Source organism: Haloarchaeobius pelagicus (assembly GCF_051207375.1).
Lineage (GTDB): Archaea > Halobacteriota > Halobacteria > Halobacteriales > Natrialbaceae > Haloarchaeobius.
This window is the reverse complement of sequence record NZ_JBPJZD010000001.1, coordinates 165,882-189,312: the sequence shown is the minus strand read 5'-3', so window position 1 is coordinate 189,312 and position 23,431 is coordinate 165,882. Positions and strand designations below refer to the sequence as shown.

Here is a 23,431-nt window from a genome sequence, read left to right as displayed (position 1 = left end):
ACACACCGGTTGGGAGATATATCTGCGAAGCGATTACTCCGCCATGGAATACGAGATTCGAAACCGTCCCTCCTACGCCCTGCTCGACGTCGACCTCACGACCGGCGAGTCCCTGATGGCCGAAGCCGGCGCACTGGTCTCGCACACAGACGGCATGAGCATCAACACGAGCCGCGGCGAGGGCGGCCTGTTCAAGAACGTCAAGCGCTCGGTCCTCGGCGGCGAATCGTTCTTCCGCAACACCTACACCGCGGAGCAGCCCGGGCACGTCACCCTCGCGCCCGCCCTGCCCGGCGACGTGGTCGCGCACGAACTGACCGGCGAGACGCTGTACGTCCAGGCCGGCTCGTACCTCGCCTCTGACCCGTCGCTCTCCGTGGACACGAAGTTCGGCGGCGGGAAGTCCTTCCTCGGCGGCGAGGGCTTCTTCCTCCTCGAGCTCACGGGCGAGGGGCCCGTGTTCATGTCCAGCTACGGCGCGGTCGAACCGGTCGAACTCGCCGCGGGCGAGCGCTACACCATCGACTCCGGCCACATCGTCGCCTTCGAGGGCACGACCAGCTGGGACGTCCGCCGCGTCGGCGGCCTGAAGTCCACCCTGTTCTCGGGTGAAGGGCTCGTCGTCGACTTCGAAGGTCCCGGCACCGTCTGGCTCCAGACCCGCAGCGAGGACGCGTTCCTCTCGTGGCTCATCCCGCGGCTCCCCTCGCGGTCTGGCAACTGAGCCGAGAACAATACCGGTTCCCGTACTCAATCGCGAGTAAATCTAACCAATTAAGTGTCCGCCCGTCCGTTTCCCATTCAATGGCCACGTACGCGGGCGTCGACCTCGGCGCGACGAACGTCCGAGCCGTCGTCGGCGACGACGACGCGCGAATCATCGGCTCGTATCGCACGAAGACGCCACAGGGACCGACCGGCATCGACGTGACCGAAGCGGTCCTCGACACGCTCCGTCGCGCCTGCGCGGACGCCGGCGTCGAGCCGACGGACGTCACTGCGGCCGGCATCGGTGCGGCCGGCCCCCTCGACCTCGCTGAGGGGACCCTCGAAACCCCACCGAACCTCCCCGATACCGTCGAGCGCGTTCCCCTGAGTGGGCCCATCGGACAACTCATCAACTCCGATCGCGTCCACCTCCACAACGACACCAACGCTGGCTGCATCGGCCAGCGCTTCTTCGCCGACCGCAACCCCGACGACATGGTGTACATCACCATCTCCTCGGGTATCGGCGCGGGTGTCTGCATCGACGGGAATATCGCCAGTGGCTGGGACGGCAACGCTGGCGAGGTCGGCCACTACGTCGTCGACCCGCAGGGACGGCTCACCTGTGGCTGTGGCATGGACGGCCACTGGGAGGCGTACTGTTCCGGGAACAACATCCCGCGATTCGCCCGCCTCCTCGCCGAAGACGACCCCGAATTCGAGACCGACCTTCCGCTCGACGACCCCGACTTCTCCGCGAAGGACGTGTTCGAACACGCGTCCGACGACGAGTTCGCTAACCACGTCGTCGACCAGGTCGCACACTGGAACGCCATCGGCGTCGCGAACGTCGTCCACTCGTTCGCGCCCATCGTCATCTACATCGGCGGGGCGGTCGCGCTCAACAACTCCGAGCTCGTCATGGACCCGATCCGCGAGCGCGTCAGCGAGATGGTGATGACGAACGTCCCCGACATCCAGCTGACCACCCTCGGCGACGACGTCGTCGTCAAGGGCGCGCTGGCGAGCGCCCTGACCGCGGGGACCGGCGACCGGTCGAAGCTCCGGCGGTAGCCACCGGGGAACCGACAGGCTCGACACCCGCGAATCGTGTGAACCCGTAACACAAACAGCGACTTACATTACAGCAGTTTTTCAGGTGCACAAATCGTCCGTGGCGGTATGCGACGCAGAGACGTCCTGCGAACGGGTGCCGGCGTGCTCGCGGCGAGCGCGGTCGGCTCTGTCGCAACCGCCCTCCCCACCGAATCGTACGCCCCCCTCGGCAGTGCCACCGTCGACGGGACCCAGGAAGTGACCGTCAGCGACGACGGGAAGACCGCCTACGTCGCCGCCGGCAGCGGCTTCGCCGCCGTCGACGTGACCGACCCGGCCAGCCCGACCGTCGTGGCCGAGCAGCGCGACCTCCTCGCCGACGCGGAGAACGGCCCGATGCAGATGGTCGCCGACGTGAAGGCCGACGGCGACCGCCTGCTCGTGGTCGGTCCCAACGGGCCGAGCCGCGACAAGCTCGTCAAGGCCGCCCTGCTGTACGACGTGTCCGACCCCGCGAACCCGGAACAGCTCGCGGTGCAGAAGGTCGACCACCCCATCCACAACTCGTTCCTCGCCGACGGCCACGCCTACCTCACCCGGAGCGACTTCGACAACGAGACGATGCGTATCTTCGACGTGACCGGGGACAGCTTCACCGAGGTCACCGAGTTCGGCATCATCGACCACGACGAGAAGTGGCAGGACGTCCACGGCTGGCTCCGCAGCCTCCACGACCTGTACGTGCAGGGCGACTACGCCTACTTCGCGAACTGGGAAGCCGGGACGTTCATCGTCGACATCTCGGACAAGCAGAACCCCGAGGTCGTCTCCCGGCTGGGTGGCCTCGATGCCACGAAGCTCGCCCAGTTGAAACAGGAGGACTTCAGCCGCATCGGCATCCAGCCGCCGGGCAACAACCACTACGTCACGGTCGACGACGCCGCGGAGACGCTGTATATCGGTGCCGAGTCCTGGGACATGCACCCCGACGACGAGACCCGTGGTGCCTCCGGTATCGACGTCTGGGATATCAGCGACAAGGCCAACCCCACGGAGCTCACGACCATCCGTGCCCCCGGCTCCCCGGACGAGAGCTTCCAGGGCAAGTTCACCACCTCCCACAACTTCGACGTGCGCGACGGTCGCCTCTACACCAGCTGGTACTACGGCGGCGTGATGATCCACGACGTCTCGGACCCCGCCAACCCCGAGCGCATCACCTGGTGGCGCGACCCCGAATCGACGCAGTTCTGGGGCGCGAAGGCCGCGGGCGACCGCGACTTCTTCGTCGCCGGCAACATGGGTCCCGGCCAGGATACCACGGTGGGCCTCATGACGTTCCCCGACGCCGCCGGTGAGATGGCGGACCCACCGGGTGTGTTCACTGCGCCGTCGAACACGAGCATCGTCACCGAGAGCGACTGGCCCGACTACGTCGCCAAGGAGACACAGACGACCACGACGACAGCCAAGCCGACCACGACCGAACAGACGACGGCCCAGCCGACGACCAGCGACCCGCCGGAGACGACCACGACACAGGCGAACACCGACACGGCGACCGCGGCCGACAGCGAAGGCAGCACACCCGGCTTCGGCATCCTCGCGACCGTCGCCGGTCTCGGCCTCGGCGCGGCCCGGTTCCGCCGCCGACGGGACGACTGACAGTCGAAAATCAGTATCTTTCACAGGGGTTCGGACAGATTTATCTTTCTACAGGGGTCACCCGGACCATGGACGAGTCCCCCTCTCGAATCGATAGACGGACACTGCTGCGAGCCGGTGCCGGTGCGCTCGCGCTCCCGCTGCTCGGCGGTGCAGCAGCTGGCGCGACCGACCAGCAGGCCGGCTACGAACCCCTCGACAGCATCGAACTCGACGGCGCGGCCGAGGCCGTCGTGAACGAAGATGCCACCGTCGCCTACGTCGCGGTCGGCTCCGGGTTCGTCTCCGTCGACATCTCCGACCCGAGCGACCTCTCGATACTGGGTGACGCCGCCGGCCTCACCGACCCGGACGGGGACAGCGTACGGGAGGTCCTCGACGTGAAGTACGAGAACGACCGCGTGCTGGTCCCGACGGCCGCACAGAACGGCGGGCCCCGCGGCATCTTCGTGTTCGACGTCTCCGACCCGGCCAACCCCGAGCAGGTCGGCGACTGGTTCGAGACGCCCAGCCACGGCAACCACAACTCCCACCTGGTCGACGGCGTGGCGTACCTCACCGGCGGCTACGACCTCGACATCATCGACGTCTCCGGGTCGTCGTTCGAGCGCCTCGCGACGTGGAACCCCGGCGACTGGTCGGACGAGTGGGCCGAGATCCCCCCGAACACGGTCCTCCACGACCTGTACGTCCAGGACGGCACCGCCTACTGCGCCTACTGGGACGCAGGCGTGTTCCTGGTCGACGTGAGCGACCCGGCGAACCCCTCCTTCGTCGGTCGGAAGGGTGACTACACCCGTGCCGAACTCGAGGAGCTGAGCCAGTCGAAGTACCTCGAGCCCCTCGGGAACGACCACTACGTCACGGTGAACGACGACGCCAGCATCATGGTCGAAGGCGGCGAGTCCTGGGACACCAACCCGGACGACGACGAGGGCGGCCCGTCCGGCCTCGAACTCTTCGACATCAGCGACCCCGCGAACCCGCAGAAGCTGTCGGCTATCGACGCGCCGAACTCGGTGAGCAACACCTACCGGAACGGCACGTGGACGACCGCACACAACTTCGAGATCCGGGGCGACCGCCTGTACGCCAGCTGGTACCAGGGCGGCGTGACGGTCCACGACGTGTCGGACCCCGAGAACCCCGAGCGCATCGCGTGGTGGGCCGACCCCGACACCTACGCGTTCTGGACCGCCCGGACCGCGGTCGACGGCGAGTTCTACGTGGCCTCCGGACACCAGGTTGGTGGCGTCACTTCCGAGGGCCTCGTGACGTTCCCCGACACCGCCGGCGAGATGGACGAGGTGCCGAGCGACGTGTGGTGGGGCGAGAGCCGGCCGGAGACGGCGACCCCGACCGAGACGGCAACCGTCAGGACGGAACCGACGCCCACGGCGACCGAGACGGCGACCCCGACCCCGACAGCCACGGCGACCGAGACGGCGACCACCGAGGACGACGCGTCGACCAGCGCCACGCCGGGCTTCGGTATCCTCGCGACGCTCGCCGGTGCAGGGCTGGCCGGGGCACGACTCCTCCGCCAGCGCAACCGGGAGTAACCCGGTTCCTCACGGTCGTTCCTGCGGAATCGTGCGAACGAGACCCAAAGCTTTCTCACGTTCGGGCCGCCTATGGTTCGGTAATGAGTACCGACTCGTCAGACGGCGAGGGGGACACGCTGAAAGAGCGCCTCGAACGCTGGCTCGCCCGCGAGATGCCGATCATCCAGATGCACGGCGGGACCAGTGCCGTCCGCGAGGCCGACCCCGAGACCGGTGAGGTCGTCATCGAACTCGGCGGCGGCTGTAGCGGCTGCTCGGTGGCCGATGTCACCACCGGGAACATCGAGGCAGAGCTCTACAAGTGGCCCGAGATACAGGACGTCACGGTGCGGGTCCCCGAGACGGGTGAATCACTCGGCGTCGAGCAGGCCGAGTCCATCATGGGCGTCGACCGGACCGAGGGCGGCCGGGGCGACTGGGGCTCCTCGAACCCGGGCAAAGACCACTTCTGATTCTACTGCCGCCGCTGGTGGGTTTCGGAGAGAGTGAACAGGCAGCGACAGGGCATCTCGCGACGGGCACGCTGCGCAACCGCCCAGACCCGTCGCGAACACGTGGTCAGGACATGCCGGTGCTGGCCGCTCCCTGGAACGTAAAATATCGGTCTCGCCGACGCCCAGCGTCGCGAGCGAGGCTAGTTCAGTCGCGCCCGAGTTTCTCCCGGCTGATCTTCACGCCCGTCGGCGTGACGATGAGCTGGTCGTCGCCCTTCTGGACGATGTCGCCGTCGACCTCCTGTGCCACCTGACGGAGTTCGTCGATGATGTGGTCGACGGTGCGGTCTTCGGTGCGCAACCGTGTGATGTCGGCGATGACGAGGTCTCCGTCGTACACCGCGTCCTTGATATCGATAGCATCCGCCTGTCCAGCGACCTCCGCGATGTGTACTTGCATCGCTGCCTCGCCGGAGACGGTGTCGAAGTCGTCGAGATCGAGTTCGAGATAGTCCTCGGTGCTACGCGAACCTGTCGTGCCGAGGATCTTGGCCATGAACCCCATACCCGAGTAGGTCCGTCGGGACCGGTATAGTTCTTGCGTCGGACACACTGCAGACACGTGACACAACTATCTCAGAGCTGTTACTTTTTCCGTGTCGCACAGTCGGTCGGTGAGCGGGAGTAGAACGATGGGAACAGTCCCACCACGCCCGTCTTTCCTCTTCTGGTTCCGGGTGGTCCGTCGGCGACGCCGGCGTTCTCATGAGACGGGCTAGCGAACACTCATACCCACGGGAGACCTATGTTTACTGAGAGGTTATGGAACGACACCGGAAGGGATTGCTCCCTTCTATCGCCGCCGGCGCACGGGGGACGCGGGCGGTCGGGAGGCCGAGACGACAGGGAGAGACGCACAGAGGGGGGGCGATGAGTCCCGCTCTCGCCCGCACCTACCGGGGGCGACGCACCTCACGTGCAGGTACTCACGGTGTGGTCCGTGGGGGCCTCATGACCCATGCGAACCTCTGTCTAGGTGAACGACGATGACAGGGGAGAGAACGAGGCGACTGTCGACGGGCGACGACGCCGACACGATCCGGACCGATGCCGACACAACAGGGGAGACGCGGGCCACCCAGCCGATTCCGCCGCGGGTCGAGGGTGTCACGCTCGACGCCGTCCTGACCGACACCGACACCGACGAACGGGCGGTCGTGGTCTCGTGGGAGGCGACCGACGGTGACGGCGACCTCGAGGCGGTCACCGTCTGCGTCATCGGCCAGAACAGCGAACGGACCGCGGTGACCGAATCGGTCGAAGGTGAGGCGGTGACCGGGACGACCGCGGTCGGCGTCGGCGACGACGCGCGTACGACCCGGTCCGGCCGAGTCCTCGTCCGTGTGACCGCACGTGACGAGCTGGGCGCGACCGCGACGGCCATCCGGCCGGTGCAACTCGACGACCCGCGGGTCTGAGTGTCTCGCGGCGGGACTGGCAACCGAACGTCTGCTGACACGACCGACCATCTCGCTGGTTAGCTCCTTTCTGACCGCTCAGGACCCGTTCATACGGGTTCCAACCCTCTCTGCAAGAGAGATATCATGCAGTTTTCACGCCGTCAGCTGCTCCGTGGCCTCGCCGGCAGCACGGTCGGACTCGGACTGGCACCGGCCGCTGCCAGCGCAGTGACAGGAGAGCACATCGTCGGGACGAGCGACGCGGTCGGGCTCGCTCGCGCCCGCGAGGTCGCGACCCGTGTGAGCCGCGAGTTCGACTTCGGTCCGGCCATCGGGCAGGCGCTCGTGGGGACCTTCCCGGCGGCCGCGCTCGACGGCCTTCGCCGGAACCCGCACGTTCGGTACGTCGAGGCGAACGGGACGATGCAGGCCACCGGCCAGACCGTCCCGTGGGGTATCGAGCGCGTCGGCGCGATGACGGCCCAGGCCGCCGGGCAGACCGGAGTGACGGGGGGCGGCACACCGGTCCACGTCGCCATCGTCGACACCGGTATCGATTCGGACCACCCCGACCTGCAGGCGGTCGTCGGCGCGGGCGCGAGTTTCGTCGCCTGCGAGAGCTGTGGCGTCCCGAACACCTGCCACCACACCTGGGACGACGACGACGGGCACGGGACACACGTCGCCGGCACCGTCGCGGCCCAGGTGAACGAGCTTGGTGTCATCGGCGTCGCACCGGGGGTACAGCTACACGCCGTGAAGGTCCTCAACTGCAACGGGGGCGGCTCCTACGAGAACGTGGCCGCGGGCATCCAGTACGTCGCCGACCAGGGCTGGGACGTGGCGAACATGAGTCTCGGCGGCGGCGACTCCAACCTCGTCTCGGACGCGGTCGACTACGCCGTCACGGCCGGGGTGACGCTCGTCGCCTCGGCGGGCAACGGCGGCTGCACGGACTGTGTGGGCTACCCGGCGGCCTACCCCGACGTCATCGCGGTGTCCGCGAGCGACGAGGGCGACGGCCTCGCCTCGTTCTCCTCGACGGGCCCCGAGGTCGACCTCATCGCACCCGGCGTCGGTGTCCGGTCCGCGCTCGCCGGTGGGAGCTACGGGCTGAAGAACGGCACCTCGATGTCGTGTCCACACGTCACCGCCGCGGTCGCGTTGTTGCTGGCGTCTGGCTACACCGGCACCCAGGCCCGCCAGCAGCTGAAAGCGACCGCCGACGACCTCGGTCTCTCGGCGGCCCAGCAGGGCGCTGGGCTGGTCCGCGTCGACCGGGCCCTGGGTGTCGAGCCCGCGGCAGGAACGCTTCCGACCGTGCTCACCGACCCTGCCGGCGGCGTGAGCGGGACGACGGCGCAGCTCCGCGGCCGGGTGACCGACCTCGGGACGGCCGGCGACGTCACGGCCTACTTCGAGTGGGGGCTCGCCGGGACGGGTCTCACGATGACCACCCCCGCACAGACGGTCTCTGCGACGGGGGCGGTCGTCGCGGACCTGACCGGCCTCACGGCCGGCAGCGCCCACGAGTTCCAGCTGGTGGCGACGAACTCGGCCGGGTTCGCGAGTGGCGATACCCTGTCCTTCCTCACGACCGGGACGGCCCCGGAGCCGCCAGTCGTCCTGACCGGCGACCCGACGGACGTGACGGGGACAGCGGCGACGCTGCGGGCGACGCTGGCCGACCTCGGGTCCGCCCAGTCGGTCGAGGCATGGTTCCGGTACCGGCCGGTCGGCGGCTCGTGGACCGAGACGACTCCCGAGACGCTCACGACCGCGCCGACGGGCTACACCGCCCCGGTGACCGGGTTGACCGACGAGACCACCTACGAGGTACAGGCACTCGTGTCCGGCAGTGACGGCAGCGATTCGGGTGCGATCCGACAGTTCACGACGCTCTCGGGGACACCGACTCCGCCGAGCATCGACGCCTTCACCGCGAGCGATACGAGCGGGAACAACCCGCACGCCGATATCAGGGGGGAGTGGACCGTCTCGGACCCCAACGGTGACATCCAGTCAGTCGTCTACGCGGTGTACGAAGGTGGGGGGCTGGTCGACTCGGTGACCCGGACGGCCACCGGCGTGACGACGGCGGACAGCGCGACCATCCACATCCACAAGGGCGGCGGGCGGACCTACGAAGCGCGACTGACGGTCACGGACGGGTCCACGACCGTCACGAAGAGCGTGGTCGTCGGCGATGGTGGCGGCGACCCCGGGACGCCACCCACGGTCGTCACCGAGCCTGCAAGCGCGGTCACCGAGACGACTGCCGACCTCACCGGACAGCTGACCGACCTCGGCTCGGAGGGCACTGCGACGGTGTACTTCGAGTGGGGCGAGGCGGGTTCCCGCTCGGTCACGACGCCGGAGCAGGTCCGCTCGGAGACTGGGCAGGTGACCGCCACCCTCACCGACCTCACTCCCGGCACCGAGTACGAATATCGTATCGTCGGGGAGAACAGCGCCGGCTCGATGACCGGGGACGTGGCGGCGTTCACGACCGCCGGGACGGCCCCGGAACCGCCGGCAGCAGTCGCACCCGAAGTCGTGAGCTTCGCCGTGACCGAGGCCGGTGCCCCGAGCCCACACGCCGAGGTGACCGGCACGTGGGAGGTCACGGATTCCGACGGCGACCTCGCCGAGGTCGTCTTCGCGGTGTTCGACGAGGGCGGTGCCAGCGTCGGCACCGTGGGCCGGTCGGTCTCCGGCGGGCAGCACAGCGACAGCGCCACCGTACAGATAAAAAAGGGCGGCGGCCAGACCTACACCGCCACCCTGACCGTCACCGACGCGACCGGACGAACCGCGAGCGCGACCCGGAGCGTGACCGCGGCCGGGAAGGGCGCGAGATAGACACTTTTCGTCCTCCACCCCAAAGCGGGGGACATGACCTTCAGCATCTGCGTGCGCGAGACGTACGAGGACGACGACGGCGACGAGCAGACCCGCTTCGGCGTCGCGGTGACCACCCGGCTGCCGGGCGTCGGCGCGCTGTGCCCCTGGGCCAGCGAGAACGGGGCCGTCTCGACACAGAGCCTGACGAACGTCCGGCTCGGGCGGAAGGGCATCGAGTATCTCGACGACGGGCTCGCGGTCGAGGACGCCCTGCAGGGCCTCCTGAACGCCGACGACAACGCTCCGGCGCGCCAGCTCCACGGCGTCGGCCACGAGGGCGAGTTCGCGTTCACGGGCGACGAGTGCATGGACTGGGCTGGCGACCGTGTCGGTGGGAACTACACCGTCGCAGGGAACCTGCTCGCCGGCGAGGGCGTCGTCGATGCCGTGGCCGAGGCGTACGAGGCGGGCGACCGCGACGAGCCGCTGGCGAAACGACTCGTGGACGCCCTGGACGCGGGCCACGCCGCAGGCGGTGACAAGCGCGAGGACCTCACCATCCAGAGCGCGGCCCTGCGCGTGGCGACCACCGAGGAGCGCGACCCCGAACCCTACTACGACGACCTCCGGGTCGACGCCACCGAGACGCCCATCTCGGACCTGCGCGAGACCTACGAGCTGGCGCGCGAGGGGTTCGAGGCCGCGCTGGAGAAGTACGGCGACGCCTACGAGGACGACGACATGGACGCGGTCTCGGACGCCTGAGACGGCGACGGTACCGTGGTGGCCGGCCGCTGGCGTCGTGACTCGTCGGTCGTAGATACGTGAAGATGGCGCCGCGGGCAGCGGCGCACAGAGGCACTGTGAGACCAGGGGGATGCCCTGTCCTCGAGTAGATGGATGGTCGCAGAGCGGATGAGTTACGTGCCTGAATCCTCAGGCACCAGTGGCATCCAGCGGGAGTGAGACGGCCGAAATCGAGCGACTACGCCGGGGTCAGACCCGGAACTCGTAGAGGTCGTCGCCGACGTGGTGGAGCGACTCGACGACCTTCCCCGAGTCACCGACCATGTCGTCCCCGTTCGTCAGCGCGCGACCGATGGCGAGCGCCTTCCCGTGGGTCTCCTCGACGATGACGACCAGGTCGCCCTCGGCGATGTCAGAATCCGCCTCGACGATGCCCGGGCGCATCACGTCCGCGCCGCCGGAGACGAACGAGATGGCACCGGCGTCGACCGTCACCGCGCGGCGGGTCACCTCGTGGGCATTCGCGCCCGCGACGGTCAGGAACGGTTCGTCGTCGACGTAACAGATGTGGGGCTTGCCGTCGACCAGGACGAGGTCGAACTCGCTCCCGTCGAGCTCGACGAGCTCGTAGGCGTCCCCGTCGAGCTCGACGCCGAGCTGTTCCGAGACCGCGGATTCGACCTCGTTCACGTCGTCGCTGCGAAGGTGATGGCGTGACTTGACCTGCATACTCGGGCGGTCGAAGGGAAGCCGCATAAACGACGCGCTCTCGCCGAGCACGCCCTTTCAAGAACTAGCATGCCTCACCGCGACAAGGGCTTTAACCCTCCCCTGCGTCTGTGGATGTATGTGGGGTTCCCGGACAGACCGGGGAGACGAGACCGTTACGTGCATCTCGTGTGGCGAGGACGTTCCACGTCGGAACGCGCGGGAGTACGACAAGTACGGTAACCGCTGGGAGCGCACCGGCAAGGAGTTCGAGTTCCTCTGCAAGCCGTGTTATCGTGCCGAGTGCCACCAGCCGCGAGACGAACTGGAATCGCTCCTCTGTGAGATCGACGAAGCGACCATGAGCCAGGAGGAGTTCCTCGAGACGTACGACCGCCTCGTACAGGAGCGCTACGGCGCTTCCGAGCAGTAACGGACGCGACAGCGGCACCCGCCACCGCGGCGCGGCCGCCCCGACACGTTTTCCTGCAGGCCGGGCGTAGGCCAGTGATATGAGTGATGATACGAGCGCGCAGGCCGCGGCCGGGACAGCGGAAGGCCAGGGCCCCGTCGAGATCGACGAGGAACTCGCGCGCCATCTCGAGAACAAGCGGGAGGAACTCTTCGAGAAGTTCGAGATTCGCGACGAGTTCCCCCAGAAGGTGATGGACGAGGCCGAAGAACGAACCACAGACGTCCAACAGGAGATACAGGACGAACTCGACGAACGCGAGGATCTGCGGGACCTGACGACGTGGACCACCGACCCCATCGACGCCCAGGACTTCGACGACGCCATCTCCATCCGCGAGAACGAGGAGACGTTCACGCTGTGGGTCCACATCGCCGACGTGACCCACTACGTCCACCCCGAGAGCGCGATGTGGGCCGAGGCCGTCGAGCGCGGGAACACCGTCTACCTCCCCGCCTACACCATCCACATGCTCCCGCCGATGCTGGCCGAGACCGTCTGCTCGCTGGTCCCCAACGAGGACCGCCTCGCCCACACCGTCCAGATGGAACTGGACAAGGAGACGCTCAGCTACGACGAGATCGACATCTACAAGTCCGTCATCCACTCGGACGAGCGCCTCACGTACACCCAGACCGAGCGCCGCCTCGACGAACCGGACGCCGACCTCCACGACGATATCTCGCTCGTGTTCGAGGTCGCCGACCGCCTGCACGAGCAGCGCAAGGAGGACGGCTCGCTGGTGCTGAACCCACGACGGGACCGCGCTCACACCATCATCGAGGAGTGCATGCTGAAGGCCAACAAGGCCGTCACGCACGTCCTGATGTGGAACCGCGGCGTCGAGGCGATGTACCGCGTCCACCCCCAGCCCACCCCCGACGAGTGGGACAAGGCACTGGTCGAGATACAGGACTTAGACGGTGTGAGCATCCCCGGCGACAAGTGGGACGACCCCCGGAAGGCCGTCAACGCGACGCTGGAGACCGCTCCCGAGCGCCAGCTCGGCAAGATCCAGTGGGCCGTGATGAAGGTCATGCCCCGCGCGAAGTACATGTCCGACCCGTTCGGCGGCCACCACGCGCTGAACTTCGACATCTACGGGCACTTCACCTCGCCCATCCGCCGCCTTTCGGACCTCATCAACCACTACATCGTCTACACCAACGACGTGCCCGAGGACCTCGCCGCGCTCTGTTCGGCCGCCTCCGACAAGCAGAAGGCCGCCGAGACGTGCGAACGCGAGTACAAGCAGTTCCTCCAGGAGGTCGGCCTCGACCCCAACGCCGTGAACAACCGGGGTATCGAGGTCATCCCGGACGACGACGACGAGGACGAAGAAGCGCCCGACCAGTAAACCAGTCGACACTGTTTTCGTCCTGTCTGGAGAACGAACAGGAAGAGATGTGCTGCCCGCCCACCGTCCCTCCCCAGCAGCCGCGACCCCCATGAACTACGTCGTCTTCATCGCTCTGACCGTAGTGCTGTTCATGGGCGTGTTCTGGGTCTTCATCACCGCGCTTGACCGCCGAAGCACCGGTTCTTCCCGGTCCGGGTCACCGGGTGACCCTGCAGGAATCCCGGACCGGTCCCGGACCGGAAACCGTCACCACAGCCACGAAGCCGCCGCCCCGAGCCAGTCGCTGACGGACCGGTTCCACTGTCGGCTGGTCGGCGTGACCGACGACGGACTCCGCGTCACCGTGAGCGACGGTGCTGCGGCAGCCCCGTTTCTCGTTACCGGGTACGACGACCGTGCCGAGCGTGCGACGGTAGTCGCGAACCACGCCGCAGAACGGGCCGAGAACGGCGATGAACCGGTGTACGATTCCTTCCGCGTCCCACTGGGCTACATCGCGTCAGGTGGAGCGGTCGCCACCATGCACGGGAAAACACGGTCCGACGACGAGGACGCTGGTGACGGTTCCGACTGGCACGCGAGCGCCCGCGCGGCCCTCGAATCCGGGTTCGAGCCCGTGTTCGACGTTCGGGACTGTCTCCCCAACGCAGACCCACCCCGGGTCCGCGACCTCCGCGAGCGATTCGAGCACTCCCATGTCGCCAGCTACCCGGACGGGCACCTGCTCGAGGTGACCGACGGTGACCATCTCGTCCGTGTGCTCGTCCCCGACGACGGGAGCCCGAGACTCACCGACCCCGGTGCGAGCCCGTCTGGCCCGCTCGATTCCTGGGTCGACGACAGCCTGGAATACGCCGCGTCTATCGATTGCTCGACCATCGGCGAGACCGAACACGGGTCGAACGCCCCCACCGAACGAGAATGACGACGGGCTGAAACCCCGCGTCACGGATTTTACGCCTCACGCCGTATTCTCGTACATGTACAGGGTCATCCTCCACGAAGGCCAGATCGAGTGCGATAGCTACGAGAAGATAGAGCGAGGCATCGAATGCTACATCGACGGCCAGTTCGCCGCGTTCGTCCCGTACGAGAACTGCTGTGCCGTCGTCGACGAAGAGGTGGTCGTCACCGACGAACGATCGGTGTGGTGAGAGTTGTTCGAGCGGGGTCGCGATACCCGGGGCAGAGGCGACCAGGCCTGTTTCAGCGTCCCTGGCCGTTGCTGCCCCCTTTCGGGTTGAGTGTCACGTCCGTCAGCGCCTGGCTCGGAGCTCCGAGCGCGCCGAACGCGGGGACGTCGACCCGGTCGTGCCAGAACCGCTGGTGTTCCGGATGATGAATCGGGAGGAGAACGGCATCGGTCCAGTTCGCCTCCTCGATAGTAACCGCAGCACGTGCTCTGACCTGTCGCGCTGATGCGGTCGAGCCCTGGTTCGTCTGGATGGTCTCCCACGCGTCGGCCGCCTGCTCGGCCGCCGACGTGCCGCCCCAGTCGAAGTACCCGCCGGGGATGTTCTCCTGCGACGTATCAGTGTACGGTGGGTTCAGCAACTTGAGGAAGTTGGACGCGTCTGCCCAGTCCGCGATCCAGCCAAGGACGAACGCTTCGAGGTCGCCCTGTCGGCCTCTGGAAAGGAGTTCGCCGAACCTGACTTCCTCGACCGTGAGGTCGATGTGGGCGTCGGCGAGTCGCTGGCTGAGCCGCTGCCCGAGCTGGGCCCAGTTGTCGTTGGGATAGGTGGTAAAGCGCAACTCGTACCGGTTGGAGTCGTCGTAGCCGGCGTCCTCCATCACCTGTCGCGCACGCTCGACACGAGCGTCGGTTCCGTAGGGGTACCCGGCAGCGTGGTCATCGTACGCGGCGGGACCACCCGGATAGAGGTTGGGCGGGGTGAAGTGGTACGCCGGTCGGCTTCGGCCCTGGAAGAGGTCCGCCGACACTGCGTCCTGGTCGAGCCCCCACGCGAGGGCCCGCCGGACAGGCCGGGGGACCTGCTCCGTGTTGAAACCGACGTAGAACGAGGTGAGCGACGTCGCAGAGACGTACTCGACCGTCTCTCCGCTCGGGAGCGGTCCGTACTCGCCGAACTCGCGGCCCCGGTCGTCGATTCGCTTCGGGTCGAGGAGTGACGGGTCGTACTCGCTATCCGGGATGGGGAACACGTCGACCTGCCCGGACACCGCCCGCTCGTACCGGTCGTCCGCGTCCGGCACGATGTGATAGTCGATGCCGTGAACCTCCCGTGCCGGCCGGTTGCGGTGGTACGGCCGAAACCGGTCGAGTCGAAGGACCCCATCCCCCCATTCTCGGAGCGCGAACGGACCGGCACCGATGGACCGACTACTCGCGAACGTCTCGTAATCGAACACGCCGTCGTATCCCGGAACGTCGCCGACGATGCCCGCGGGGAGAATCGCGAATGCACGGCGACTGAGCACTTCGAGCGTCCCGTAGAACGGCGACTCCAGTTCGATTTCGACCGTCTTCTCGTCCACCGCCCGAACCCCGAGCGACCCCGGCACGTAGTTTCCGTCCTCGTTCCGGTCGTGCTCGATACCAACGACCTGGAGCAGTAGCCACGGCGGGACCCCGGGCGAGTGAGGTGAGGCGACGGCCCGCTCGAACGAGTAGACGACGTCCTCGGCTGTGACTGCACCGAACTGCGGGTCATGAAACCGAGCCCTGTCGTCGAGCGTGATGGTGTAGACCGTCTGGCTCTCGTCGAGCACATAATCGGCTGCGATGCCACCGACGACATCCGTTTCGCCGTCGGGGTGCTCGAACAGCCCCTCGTGCAGTTGCTCGACGACGCGTCCCGAGACCTCATCGAAGAGCGACACCAGTGGGTCCAGTGTCTGGACTTCGGAAGCGAGGTCGATGGTGAGCCGACGGGGACCACCGCCGGAGTTCCCCGGTTGCTTCCCCTCGGCGCTGGCCGTCCCTGTGACGCCAGCCAGTGCAGTAGCGGACGCGATACCAGTCCGTTTCAGAAACGAGCGTCGTGTTGGTTTCCCCACATTTGGGCCCATGACGCCATCGTCAGATGGAAAACACAAATATGTAACTCATTTATTCACTCTTCTGCTCTGGCAGTAAGCGAGAGCGCAGGGCGAGTCTGGCGTCTGCCGTCAGGAACGGACACGAAAGCGAGGGGTAGACCGTTCGAGAACCTATCAGTCCCGTCGCCGGGCGAGCAGCAGCGTCGCGACGAGCGCACCGACCATCGCAGTGACGCCGAAGCCGGGCGTCTGGCCGAGTCCGTCACCGGACCCACCCGACACGTCGGTCGCCGTCGTCGTCTCGGCTACCGCCGTCGTCGTGGTCGTCTCCGACTCGCCGCCATCGCCCGGTTCGGTCGTCGTGACCGGGGTGGTCGTCGCCGTCGTCGTCTCGGTCGTGGTCGTCGTCTCGCCCGCTGCTTCGACGGTGACGAACTCGAAGTCGTTCCCGTCGGGGCTGAGGCTGTGCGTCCCCGACTCCTCGAACCGGTAGGTGAACTTGACGGTGCGTTCCATGTCTTTCAGCACCGAGAGGCGCTTGCCCTCGACGAGTTCGCCGTCGACGTACAGCGCGGGCGTGATGGTCTTCGTGCTGTCGGCGGTGTTCGAGACGGTCACCGACATCGTGACCTGCTCGCCGGGGGTGACGGTCGAGTCGGACACCGACCAGTCGCTGATCTTGACGGTTCCGGCGGGGCCGCCGCCCTGGCCGCCACCGCCGCCACCGCCACCGCCGCCGGTGTTGGTCTGCTTTGCGGGCACGTCGAACGAGTACAGCCCGACGAAGTCGCTGTTACCGGCCGTGTCGGCGATCTCCGTGATGACGACACTGTAGTCACCACCGCTTTCGGGCGTGTAGTTCATCGCGTAGTGCGATTCGTTCCGGGTGAAGTCGCTCAGGTCGAGCTGTTCCACCGTGACACCGGCCGAGTTCTGGACCGCGCCCTCGATACTCCCGATGGTCTCGTTCGCGTCGAATTCGAAGGCGATGGTCCGGTCCGAGAGGGTCGCGCTGACGTTCGAGACGTCCGGAGCCCAGACGTCCTGGGTCTCGAGGACGACCGTGTGGTTCGTCGCGTTCGTCACGGTCACGTCGGTCGCGTTCAGGCTCTCGGGGAACTGCGGTTTATCGGGGATGATGACGTCCACGCGGACGGTCCCGTTCGCCTCCAGTCCGGTCGTGTTGCCGACCACGAGCGACCCGTTCGCGTCGGTCGTCCCGTTGATGCGGCCACCGACTTTGAGGCCCTGGCCGTGCGTCGGTGTGCCGTTGGGGACGTCGATGAGGAACACCTGCGCGTCCGAGACCGGGTTCCCCCGGTCGGTGACGACGGTCACGTTCAGCCGGTGTCCCTCCGGGAGCGTGACGGTCCCGAGGTCGGTGTCGTTCTCGATGGTGCCGACCGGGACGGTGTGGACGTCCGCGATACCGTCGATGGGTGCCTCGGTGTCGTAGCCGAAGCGGTCGGTCTCGGCGACCCAGAGCGTGGGACTACTCCGGTTCGGGAGCGTGAACGACGTGGTCCCGTTCTCGTCGATGTCGTGGACGTCGGTGGTACCGTCGTACCACGAGACGAACTCGGTGGTGTTCGAGACGTTCCCATCGGGTTTCAGGACCGTCGCCGTGATGTTCCGGTCAGGGTTGCGGTCCCAGGTGGTGTCCGCGCCCTGCCGAGCAGTGACCGTGTAGCGGTCGCCTTCTTCGTCGACGACGGTCACGCTGATGTGCATCGGCCCGTCCGTGACGTTGCGCGTGTCGAGGGTCGCGCGGATGGTGCCAGCCGACGCGTCGACCATCTGGACGTCCGCCTCCCGCCACGGGAAGTTGGTGGTGTTCACGTCGCCCTCGTAGGGAGCCTCGTCCACGTAGTTGGACGCGTAGCGGACGTACACCGTTGCGTTCGTCAGGTTCTGGTCGGCCGTGATGGTCGCCGAGACGGGTCGCTTCGGCAGCGAGTTGTTCGCGTCCAGTTCGGCGAAGTCGATGGTCGTCACCTCGGGGACGTCGCTGTAGGAGCCGTTCCGGACGGTCGTCTCGTAGACTGCGCGAGTGCGCCCGTCCCAGCCGGCCCGGTCGAAGTCGCCCTCGACCATGTATCGGTAGGTCGTCCCGTTGGGCGCGACCGCCTCGGTGGCACTGGAGGCGTCCCAGCACCAGCTGCTCCCCCAGTCGTCGACCTGCGTGCCGTTCCGGTACAGCTCACAGTGGTCCGGCTCGGGGATGCCGTCGAGGGCACGACCGGCCTGGTCGATGGTCGTCGACTCGACGTTGAACGCTTTACCGTAGTCGGGCTCCGGCGTCCCGACGTCGATGAGGAGCGGATACCGGTTCAGGGTCGTGTTCGTCCCGTCCTGGACGACGCTGGTGGTGTCGTCGGTCCACCACCAGTAGCCGACGCCCTCGATGGCGTACTCGACGCTCTCGTTCGCTGCGTGCTGTGAGGCGTAGATGGTCTGGTCCGTCCGCCCGTCGAGTTCGTAGTAGGGGACGAAGTACGTCGATTCGTGGACCGACCGGTTCGTGATGCCCCAGTGACGGGCGACCCAGATAGTGACACCGGGGTCGGTCCGGTGGTACGTGATGTTCTTGACCGCGAGCGCCTCCCTCGTCGGGGCGTACGTCACCGGCCCATCGACACCCCACGTCGCGTTAACCACGTCGTAGAGTTCGGGCGTGTCCAGGTTCCTCGTCTCGTTCGGGTAGGCGGCCGACGGGACGACGATGTGGTGCGTGCTCACGTTCAGGTCCGAGATGTTCGACACCCGGAACGTGGTGCTCTCGGGGAACGCTGCGTCGATTCGGAAGGGGACACCGTCGAGTTCGGCGGTCACGTCCCGCTGCAGCACCGAGAGCGACTCGTTCGCCCCGGACAGGTTCGACGTGTCGAACCTGAACCGGACGGTGTCGGACTCGTTCACCGTCACGGTCGTATCACCCGTGACGTTCACCGTGGCGAGCGAGAGCACCGACTGGTTGTTCGCGGACTCGTCCGTCCCGTGGACGGTGACCGTGTAGGTCCCGTTCGGGAGTCCGGTCGCGGTGTAGGTCCCGTTCTCGTCGAGCGAGCCGATAGAGCGGGTGTAGTAGCCGTCGTTGATGGTGACCACGTCACCCTCGACGCTCGTCCCGTTGAGCCCGTTGGAGTGCACGGTGACAGTCCGCTGGGAGACGAAGCCGAAACTGGCGCGTCGCCAGCTCTCGTTGCCGGTCGCGGCCGAGTCGTTGATCGCGAGCCGGCCCGAGAAGAACCCGTTACCGGTCGCCGTGACGGTGAGTTCGACCGTCGCGGTCTCGTTGGGCGCGAGCGTCACCGACCGCGTTCCCAGGGTCGCGGTGCCGCTCCCACTCCCGCTGACGGCCCGAACGGACGCGTCGAGCGAGAGGGTTCGGTTCTCGTCCCCGTCGTTGTGGAGGGTGACGTTCTTGCTGGCCGACCCGTCGATGAGCCCGAACTGGACCGTACTCGGACTCACGAGCAGGTCGGTGCCGAGTGCACGGGAGACGTTGAGCCGGCCCGAGCCGGTCTGGTACACGTCGTAGGACGCGTCGAGTCGGTCGGTGGTGGTCACGAGCGCGCTCCGGACCTGGCTCTGGTTCCAGTCGGGATGCTCCGCGATGAGGAGCGCCGCAGCGCCGGAGACCGCCGGAGTCGCCATGCTCGTCCCGCTCATCGTGGTCGTCCCGTTTCGCCCCTGCGCCGCGCTCTCGATGTCGACCCCGGGCGCGACGAGGTCCGGCTTGACGTAGTGCTGGAGCGACGTGGGTCCGCGCGAGGAGAAGTACGCGAGCCGGTCCGACTTGTCGCTCGCACCGACCGTGATGACCTCGGGCGCGACGCCGGGGGACCCGATGGTCTCCCGACCATAGGACCCGTCGTTACCGGCAGCCACCACGACGGTGACGCCGTTGTCCGAGGCGTTCTGGACCGCGTCGACCAGCGGGTCGTTCGTCGACGGCGAGCCACCGAGACTCATGCTGATGATATCGGCATCGTTGGTCACCGCGTACTCGACGCCCTCGATGATGTCGGACTCGGTCAGGTAGTAGTCGCCGACGCGAACGTCCATGATGCTCGCGTTCGGCGCGATACCGGTGATGTTGCTGCCGTTGACCGACCGCCCCGCGACGATGCCCGCGACGTGGGTCCCGTGCCCGACGGTGTCCTGGGCGACCCCGTCGTGTTCGACCATGTCGGCCTCGTCCACGACGGCGTCTTCGAGCATCGGGTGGCTGTTGTCGACGCCGGAGTCGACCACCGCGACCGTGACGTTCGTCCCGGTCACGTTGTACTGCTGTCGGCCACTCGGCGCGGAGACGAGTTCGTTCGCCTCGTCGAGGTTCAGTTCGATCTGACTGTCGAGATGGACCCGCTCGACAGACGGGTCAGCCCGCAGTCGTGCGGCGACGGCCGATGCGTCGGCCTTCGAGACGCTGCTCGCGACCGCATTGGCGGAACCGAGCACGCTCTTGGTCTCGACACCCTCCGCGGCCGCCAGCGAGGACCCGAACGACTCGAGCCCGAACGGTCCCGCCGTCTCCCGACGCTCGACGATGATGGGAACGCTGTCGGTGTCCGCGTCGGTGTAGTTCTGTGCGACGAGCTGGTCGACGTTGAACAGGGCGGGCTCGAACGTCGTGAAGTCGACCGACTGCGGGAAGACGTACGTCCCCTGCCGGGTCTCGACCTTGCGCAACCCCGGACTGTGGACCTGGTACGTCGTCTCGTTACCCTGCTCGACGACCGTGACCGTCTGCCCGGTGACCAGCGTCACGTTCGTCGTCGTTACGGTGGCCGTCTCGTTCCGGTCCGGTGGCGCAATCGAGGCCTGTTCGGCCGGCGTCCCGACCGACGCCTGGCCGTCGGTGCTCGGGGACTGGCCCGCGTGCAGGTCGGCCGGGCCTGTCGAGGCCGCCGACACGGCGAGTGCTGGCGTCACCATCCCGGTCAGCGCGACGACTGCGAGCACCACAGCGAGCGCCTTTCGTGTGTCAATTGTTGTCATATTCCCGCCTAACATGAGTGCTATTATTGTTGGAAACTAAACCAACGCTACTTAGCTCTTCTTGCCGACATGACTGCGCTTGAATCCAGCCGGGGGGTGGGCGAATCCGGGCCGCATCCGTGGTGTGTCGCCCCCGAACGGCGGCGACCCCGCCATCCGGCGGACCGCCCTGGAACCCCCAGAGACGCCGATATTCACGGTTCTAATGCCTGCAGGCGCGAAAAATCGTTATTCGGCCCTCCGGCGTACTAGCCCTTGCTAGCGCCGCGGGACCACGGCAGAACGAGAACACGCGAACATGTCGACAATCGGTCCCCGACCTGGCCAGAGGGGAGGTCAACGAGAGGCACTATGAGACAGATACCAGAACGCGACCAGCGACTGCCAGCGACCCGCCGCTCCGGAATCGGGCGGCGTGAACTACTCACCGGACTCGGAACCCTGTCGGCGGGCCTGTCGCTCGGGACAGTCGGCGTGACGGGTCCAGCACGGGCGGCCACGCCGCCGTGGGCACCACACGCTCAGTATCGCCGCAGGCAGCGGGGGCAATGGGTTGCCCGGCACGGCTTGACCGGGTCCCAGTACCAGCGTGCGTTCACCAGCTACGCCAGACAGGGGTATCGCCTGACGAACATCAGCGGGTACACCGTCCGTGGCCAACCCCGCTTCGCCGCCATCTGGGAGAAGCGTCGTGGCCCTGCCTGGGTCGCCCGCCACGGCATGACCAGCGCCCAGTACCAGACCGAGTTCACCAACCGCGCCAGACAGGGCTACCGGCTCACCGACATCAGCGGGTACACCGTCCGTGGCCAGCCCCGCTTCGCCGCCATCTGGGAGAAACGTCGCGGGCCACAGTGGGTCGCCCGCCACGGTATGACTGGCTCCCAGTACCAGACCGAGTTCTCCAACCGCGCCAGAGACGGCTACCGCCTCGTCCACGTCAGTGGGTACGGCGTCGACGGGAGCGCCCGGTACGCCGCCATCTGGGAGAAGCGCTCCGGGCCCGCCTGGGTCGCCCGTCACGGCATGACCAGCGCCCAGTACCAGACCGAGTTCACCAACCGCGCCAGACAGGGCTACCGCCTCGTCCACGTCAGTGGCTACACCGTCCGCGGTGGCTCTCGCTTCGCCGCCATCTGGGAGAAGCGCGCCGGACCCGGCTGGGTCGCCCGCCACGACATGACCAGCGCCCAGTACCAGGGTGAGTTCGAGTCCTACGCCTACCAGGGCTACCGCCTCGTCCACATCAGCGGGTACAGCGACCGCCGCGGCGCTCGCTACGCCGCCATCTGGGAGTCCGAGGGACTCTCACCGGGCGACATCCGGACCATCGACCGCTTCCTCGACGGCTACCGCCGCCGGAACGGTATCACCGGGCTCTCGGTCGCCATCACCAGGGACGAGCGCCTCGTGTTCGCGAAGGGCTACGGGTTCGCGAACAGCGACACCCGCGAGCTCGTCCGCCCGTCCCACCGGTTCCGGGTCGCGAGCATCTCCAAACCCATCACCGCGGTGGCTATCATGGAGCTCGTCGAGACGAACCAGCTCGCCCTCGACGACCCCGTCTTCGGCTCCGATGGGGTCCTCGGGACCAGATACGGGACGCCGACCTACGGGCCCGCCATCACCACCAGCAACCCGAACCGGGTCACCGTCGACCACCTGCTCGAACACACCAGCGGCTGGCAGAACACCCCGAACGACCCGATGTTCAACTATCTGGATAAGGACCAGGAGGAACTCATCGAGTTCGTGGTCGCGAACCGCCCGCTCCAGACCGAACCGGGCACCAGCTACCAGTACCTGAACTTCGGGTACTGCGTCCTCGGCCGCATCATCGAGGCGGTCTCCGGCCAGTCCTACGAGAACTACGTCAGGTCCGCCATCCTCGCACCCGCCGGCATCAGCCGGATGGAGATCGCGGGCGACACGGAGGCCCTGCGCAAGTCCGGGGAGGTCACCTACTACGGCAGCAACGCGTACAACATCCCCGTCGCCAGGATGGACGCCCACGGCGGCTGGGTCGGCACGCCCATCGACCTCTGCCGGTTCCTCACCCGGGTCGACGGCCAGCCACGGAAACGCGACATCCTCGACGCGGCGACCACGACCGAACTGTACGACGTGGAAGGCCCGAACCCGAACTACGGCGAAGGCTGGACCGTCATGTCGACCTGGCGCGGCCACAACGGGGCCATGCCCGGCTCGCTCGGCTTCATGGTCCAGCGCACCGACGGCTTCGCGTTCGCCGCCCTCGCGAACACCCGCCCGTCGAGCGACAGCTTCGGGAACTCGCTCAAACAGGCCGTCGACAACGCCATCGACAACGTCGACAGCTGGCCGAGCTTCGACCTGTTCTGAGTCGGGTCCTCGGACCCGGCGTTTCGGGTTGGCGGGACAGGACG

General features: G+C 67.2%; 17 protein-coding genes. 13 read left to right on the top strand and 4 right to left on the bottom strand.

The annotated features are described in order from the left end of the window. Positions 1 to 43 precede the first annotated feature (43 nt). The 5 genes from ACSC1S_RS01075 to ACSC1S_RS01055 all read left to right on the top strand — a co-directional run bounded on the left by ACSC1S_RS01075 (position 44) and on the right by ACSC1S_RS01055 (position 5,446). On the top strand, positions 44 to 724 hold the full coding sequence (locus tag ACSC1S_RS01075) for a TIGR00266 family protein (RefSeq protein WP_435362790.1): 681 nt from the start codon (positions 44 to 46) through the stop codon (positions 722 to 724). Between the two features lie 80 nt (positions 725 to 804). Beyond that, positions 805 to 1,782, top strand: a complete 978-nt coding sequence (locus tag ACSC1S_RS01070) for an ROK family protein (protein WP_435362789.1) — start codon at positions 805 to 807, stop codon at positions 1,780 to 1,782. A 108-nt stretch (positions 1,783 to 1,890) separates the two neighbouring features. Continuing rightward, complete coding sequence (locus tag ACSC1S_RS01065) at positions 1,891 to 3,429, top strand: LVIVD repeat-containing protein (protein WP_435362788.1); 1,539 nt, start codon at positions 1,891 to 1,893, stop codon at positions 3,427 to 3,429. Positions 3,430 to 3,497: 68 nt separating this feature from the next. After that, positions 3,498 to 4,991, top strand: a complete 1,494-nt coding sequence (locus ACSC1S_RS01060) for an LVIVD repeat-containing protein (RefSeq protein ID WP_435362787.1) — start codon at positions 3,498 to 3,500, stop codon at positions 4,989 to 4,991. An 83-nt stretch (positions 4,992 to 5,074) separates the two neighbouring features. Further along, positions 5,075 to 5,446, top strand: a complete 372-nt coding sequence (locus tag ACSC1S_RS01055) for a NifU family protein (protein WP_435316937.1) — start codon at positions 5,075 to 5,077, stop codon at positions 5,444 to 5,446. 187 nt (positions 5,447 to 5,633) lie between these two features. Here ACSC1S_RS01055 and ACSC1S_RS01050 read toward each other — a convergent pair whose 3' ends face one another. Next, entirely contained in the window at positions 5,634 to 5,993 is a 360-nt protein-coding gene (locus tag ACSC1S_RS01050) for a cell division protein SepF (RefSeq protein ID WP_435316936.1), read from the bottom strand. Between the two features lie 481 nt (positions 5,994 to 6,474). Here ACSC1S_RS01050 and ACSC1S_RS01045 point away from each other — a divergent pair, with 481 nt between their 5' ends. The 3 genes from ACSC1S_RS01045 (at position 6,475) to ACSC1S_RS01035 (ending at position 10,497) form a co-directional block, all read left to right on the top strand. Then, positions 6,475 to 6,906, top strand: coding sequence for a hypothetical protein (locus ACSC1S_RS01045; RefSeq protein ID WP_435362786.1), 432 nt, complete (start codon positions 6,475 to 6,477; stop codon positions 6,904 to 6,906). Positions 6,907 to 7,032: 126 nt separating this feature from the next. Then, on the top strand, positions 7,033 to 9,750 hold the full coding sequence (locus tag ACSC1S_RS01040) for a S8 family serine peptidase (protein ID WP_435362785.1): 2,718 nt from the start codon (positions 7,033 to 7,035) through the stop codon (positions 9,748 to 9,750). A gap of 33 nt (positions 9,751 to 9,783) precedes the next feature. Further along, entirely contained in the window at positions 9,784 to 10,497 is a 714-nt protein-coding gene (locus ACSC1S_RS01035; protein WP_435362784.1) for a DUF1028 domain-containing protein, read from the top strand. A 231-nt stretch (positions 10,498 to 10,728) separates the two neighbouring features. Here the strand turns inward: ACSC1S_RS01035 and ACSC1S_RS01030 are convergent, their stop codons facing one another. Further along, entirely contained in the window at positions 10,729 to 11,208 is a 480-nt protein-coding gene (locus ACSC1S_RS01030; RefSeq protein ID WP_435362783.1) for an RNA-binding protein, read from the bottom strand. A 118-nt stretch (positions 11,209 to 11,326) separates the two neighbouring features. Between ACSC1S_RS01030 and ACSC1S_RS01025 the strand changes: the two genes are divergently transcribed. From ACSC1S_RS01025 to ACSC1S_RS01010, 4 genes are all read left to right on the top strand, one after another. Beyond that, on the top strand, positions 11,327 to 11,620 hold the full coding sequence (locus ACSC1S_RS01025) for a DUF7562 family protein (protein ID WP_261649827.1): 294 nt from the start codon (positions 11,327 to 11,329) through the stop codon (positions 11,618 to 11,620). 79 nt (positions 11,621 to 11,699) lie between these two features. Beyond that, a complete protein-coding gene (locus tag ACSC1S_RS01020; protein ID WP_435362782.1) occupies positions 11,700 to 13,016 on the top strand; it encodes an RNB domain-containing ribonuclease in 1,317 nt (438 codons plus the stop codon). Between the two features lie 91 nt (positions 13,017 to 13,107). Then, on the top strand, positions 13,108 to 13,944 hold the full coding sequence (locus tag ACSC1S_RS01015) for a hypothetical protein (RefSeq protein WP_435362781.1): 837 nt from the start codon (positions 13,108 to 13,110) through the stop codon (positions 13,942 to 13,944). Between the two features lie 55 nt (positions 13,945 to 13,999). Beyond that, positions 14,000 to 14,173 carry a hypothetical protein gene (locus ACSC1S_RS01010; RefSeq protein ID WP_261649824.1) on the top strand — a complete coding sequence of 58 codons (174 nt, stop codon included), beginning with the start codon at positions 14,000 to 14,002 and terminating at the stop codon, positions 14,171 to 14,173. Between the two features lie 52 nt (positions 14,174 to 14,225). On the opposite strand, the gene ACSC1S_RS01005 is transcribed toward ACSC1S_RS01010, so the two are convergent. Together ACSC1S_RS01005 and ACSC1S_RS01000 are read right to left on the bottom strand one after the other, a co-directional pair. Next, positions 14,226 to 16,052, bottom strand: a complete 1,827-nt coding sequence (locus ACSC1S_RS01005; RefSeq protein WP_435362780.1) for an ABC transporter substrate-binding protein — start codon at positions 16,050 to 16,052, stop codon at positions 14,226 to 14,228. A 144-nt stretch (positions 16,053 to 16,196) separates the two neighbouring features. Further along, complete coding sequence (locus ACSC1S_RS01000) at positions 16,197 to 21,026, bottom strand: S8 family serine peptidase (RefSeq protein WP_435362779.1); 4,830 nt, start codon at positions 21,024 to 21,026, stop codon at positions 16,197 to 16,199. Positions 21,027 to 21,377: 351 nt separating this feature from the next. Between ACSC1S_RS01000 and ACSC1S_RS00995 the strand changes: the two genes are divergently transcribed. Continuing rightward, positions 21,378 to 23,387, top strand: coding sequence for a serine hydrolase (locus ACSC1S_RS00995; RefSeq protein ID WP_435362778.1), 2,010 nt, complete (start codon positions 21,378 to 21,380; stop codon positions 23,385 to 23,387). Positions 23,388 to 23,431 lie beyond the last annotated feature (44 nt).

Excerpts from the sequence above, each read along its gene's own strand:
- ACSC1S_RS01060 (WP_435362787.1), top strand. The coding sequence starts at position 3,498 with ATGGACGAGTCCCCCTCTCGAATCGATAGACGGACACTGCTGCGAGCC.
- ACSC1S_RS01030 (WP_435362783.1), bottom strand. The coding sequence starts at position 11,208 with ATGCAGGTCAAGTCACGCCATCACCTTCGCAGCGACGACGTGAACGAG.
- ACSC1S_RS01005 (WP_435362780.1), bottom strand. The coding sequence starts at position 16,052 with ATGGGCCCAAATGTGGGGAAACCAACACGACGCTCGTTTCTGAAACGG.
- ACSC1S_RS01000 (WP_435362779.1), bottom strand. The coding sequence starts at position 21,026 with ATGACAACAATTGACACACGAAAGGCGCTCGCTGTGGTGCTCGCAGTC.
- ACSC1S_RS01040 (WP_435362785.1), top strand. The coding sequence starts at position 7,033 with ATGCAGTTTTCACGCCGTCAGCTGCTCCGTGGCCTCGCCGGCAGCACG.
- ACSC1S_RS01065 (WP_435362788.1), top strand. The coding sequence starts at position 1,891 with ATGCGACGCAGAGACGTCCTGCGAACGGGTGCCGGCGTGCTCGCGGCG.
- ACSC1S_RS01010 (WP_261649824.1), top strand. The coding sequence starts at position 14,000 with ATGTACAGGGTCATCCTCCACGAAGGCCAGATCGAGTGCGATAGCTAC.
- ACSC1S_RS01045 (WP_435362786.1), top strand. The coding sequence starts at position 6,475 with ATGACAGGGGAGAGAACGAGGCGACTGTCGACGGGCGACGACGCCGAC.
- ACSC1S_RS01020 (WP_435362782.1), top strand. The coding sequence starts at position 11,700 with ATGAGTGATGATACGAGCGCGCAGGCCGCGGCCGGGACAGCGGAAGGC.
- ACSC1S_RS01015 (WP_435362781.1), top strand. The coding sequence starts at position 13,108 with ATGAACTACGTCGTCTTCATCGCTCTGACCGTAGTGCTGTTCATGGGC.
- ACSC1S_RS01075 (WP_435362790.1), top strand. The coding sequence starts at position 44 with ATGGAATACGAGATTCGAAACCGTCCCTCCTACGCCCTGCTCGACGTC.
- ACSC1S_RS01035 (WP_435362784.1), top strand. The coding sequence starts at position 9,784 with ATGACCTTCAGCATCTGCGTGCGCGAGACGTACGAGGACGACGACGGC.
- ACSC1S_RS01050 (WP_435316936.1), bottom strand. The coding sequence starts at position 5,993 with ATGGGGTTCATGGCCAAGATCCTCGGCACGACAGGTTCGCGTAGCACC.
- ACSC1S_RS00995 (WP_435362778.1), top strand. The coding sequence starts at position 21,378 with ATGAGACAGATACCAGAACGCGACCAGCGACTGCCAGCGACCCGCCGC.
- ACSC1S_RS01025 (WP_261649827.1), top strand. The coding sequence starts at position 11,327 with ATGTGGGGTTCCCGGACAGACCGGGGAGACGAGACCGTTACGTGCATC.
- ACSC1S_RS01070 (WP_435362789.1), top strand. The coding sequence starts at position 805 with ATGGCCACGTACGCGGGCGTCGACCTCGGCGCGACGAACGTCCGAGCC.
- ACSC1S_RS01055 (WP_435316937.1), top strand. The coding sequence starts at position 5,075 with ATGAGTACCGACTCGTCAGACGGCGAGGGGGACACGCTGAAAGAGCGC.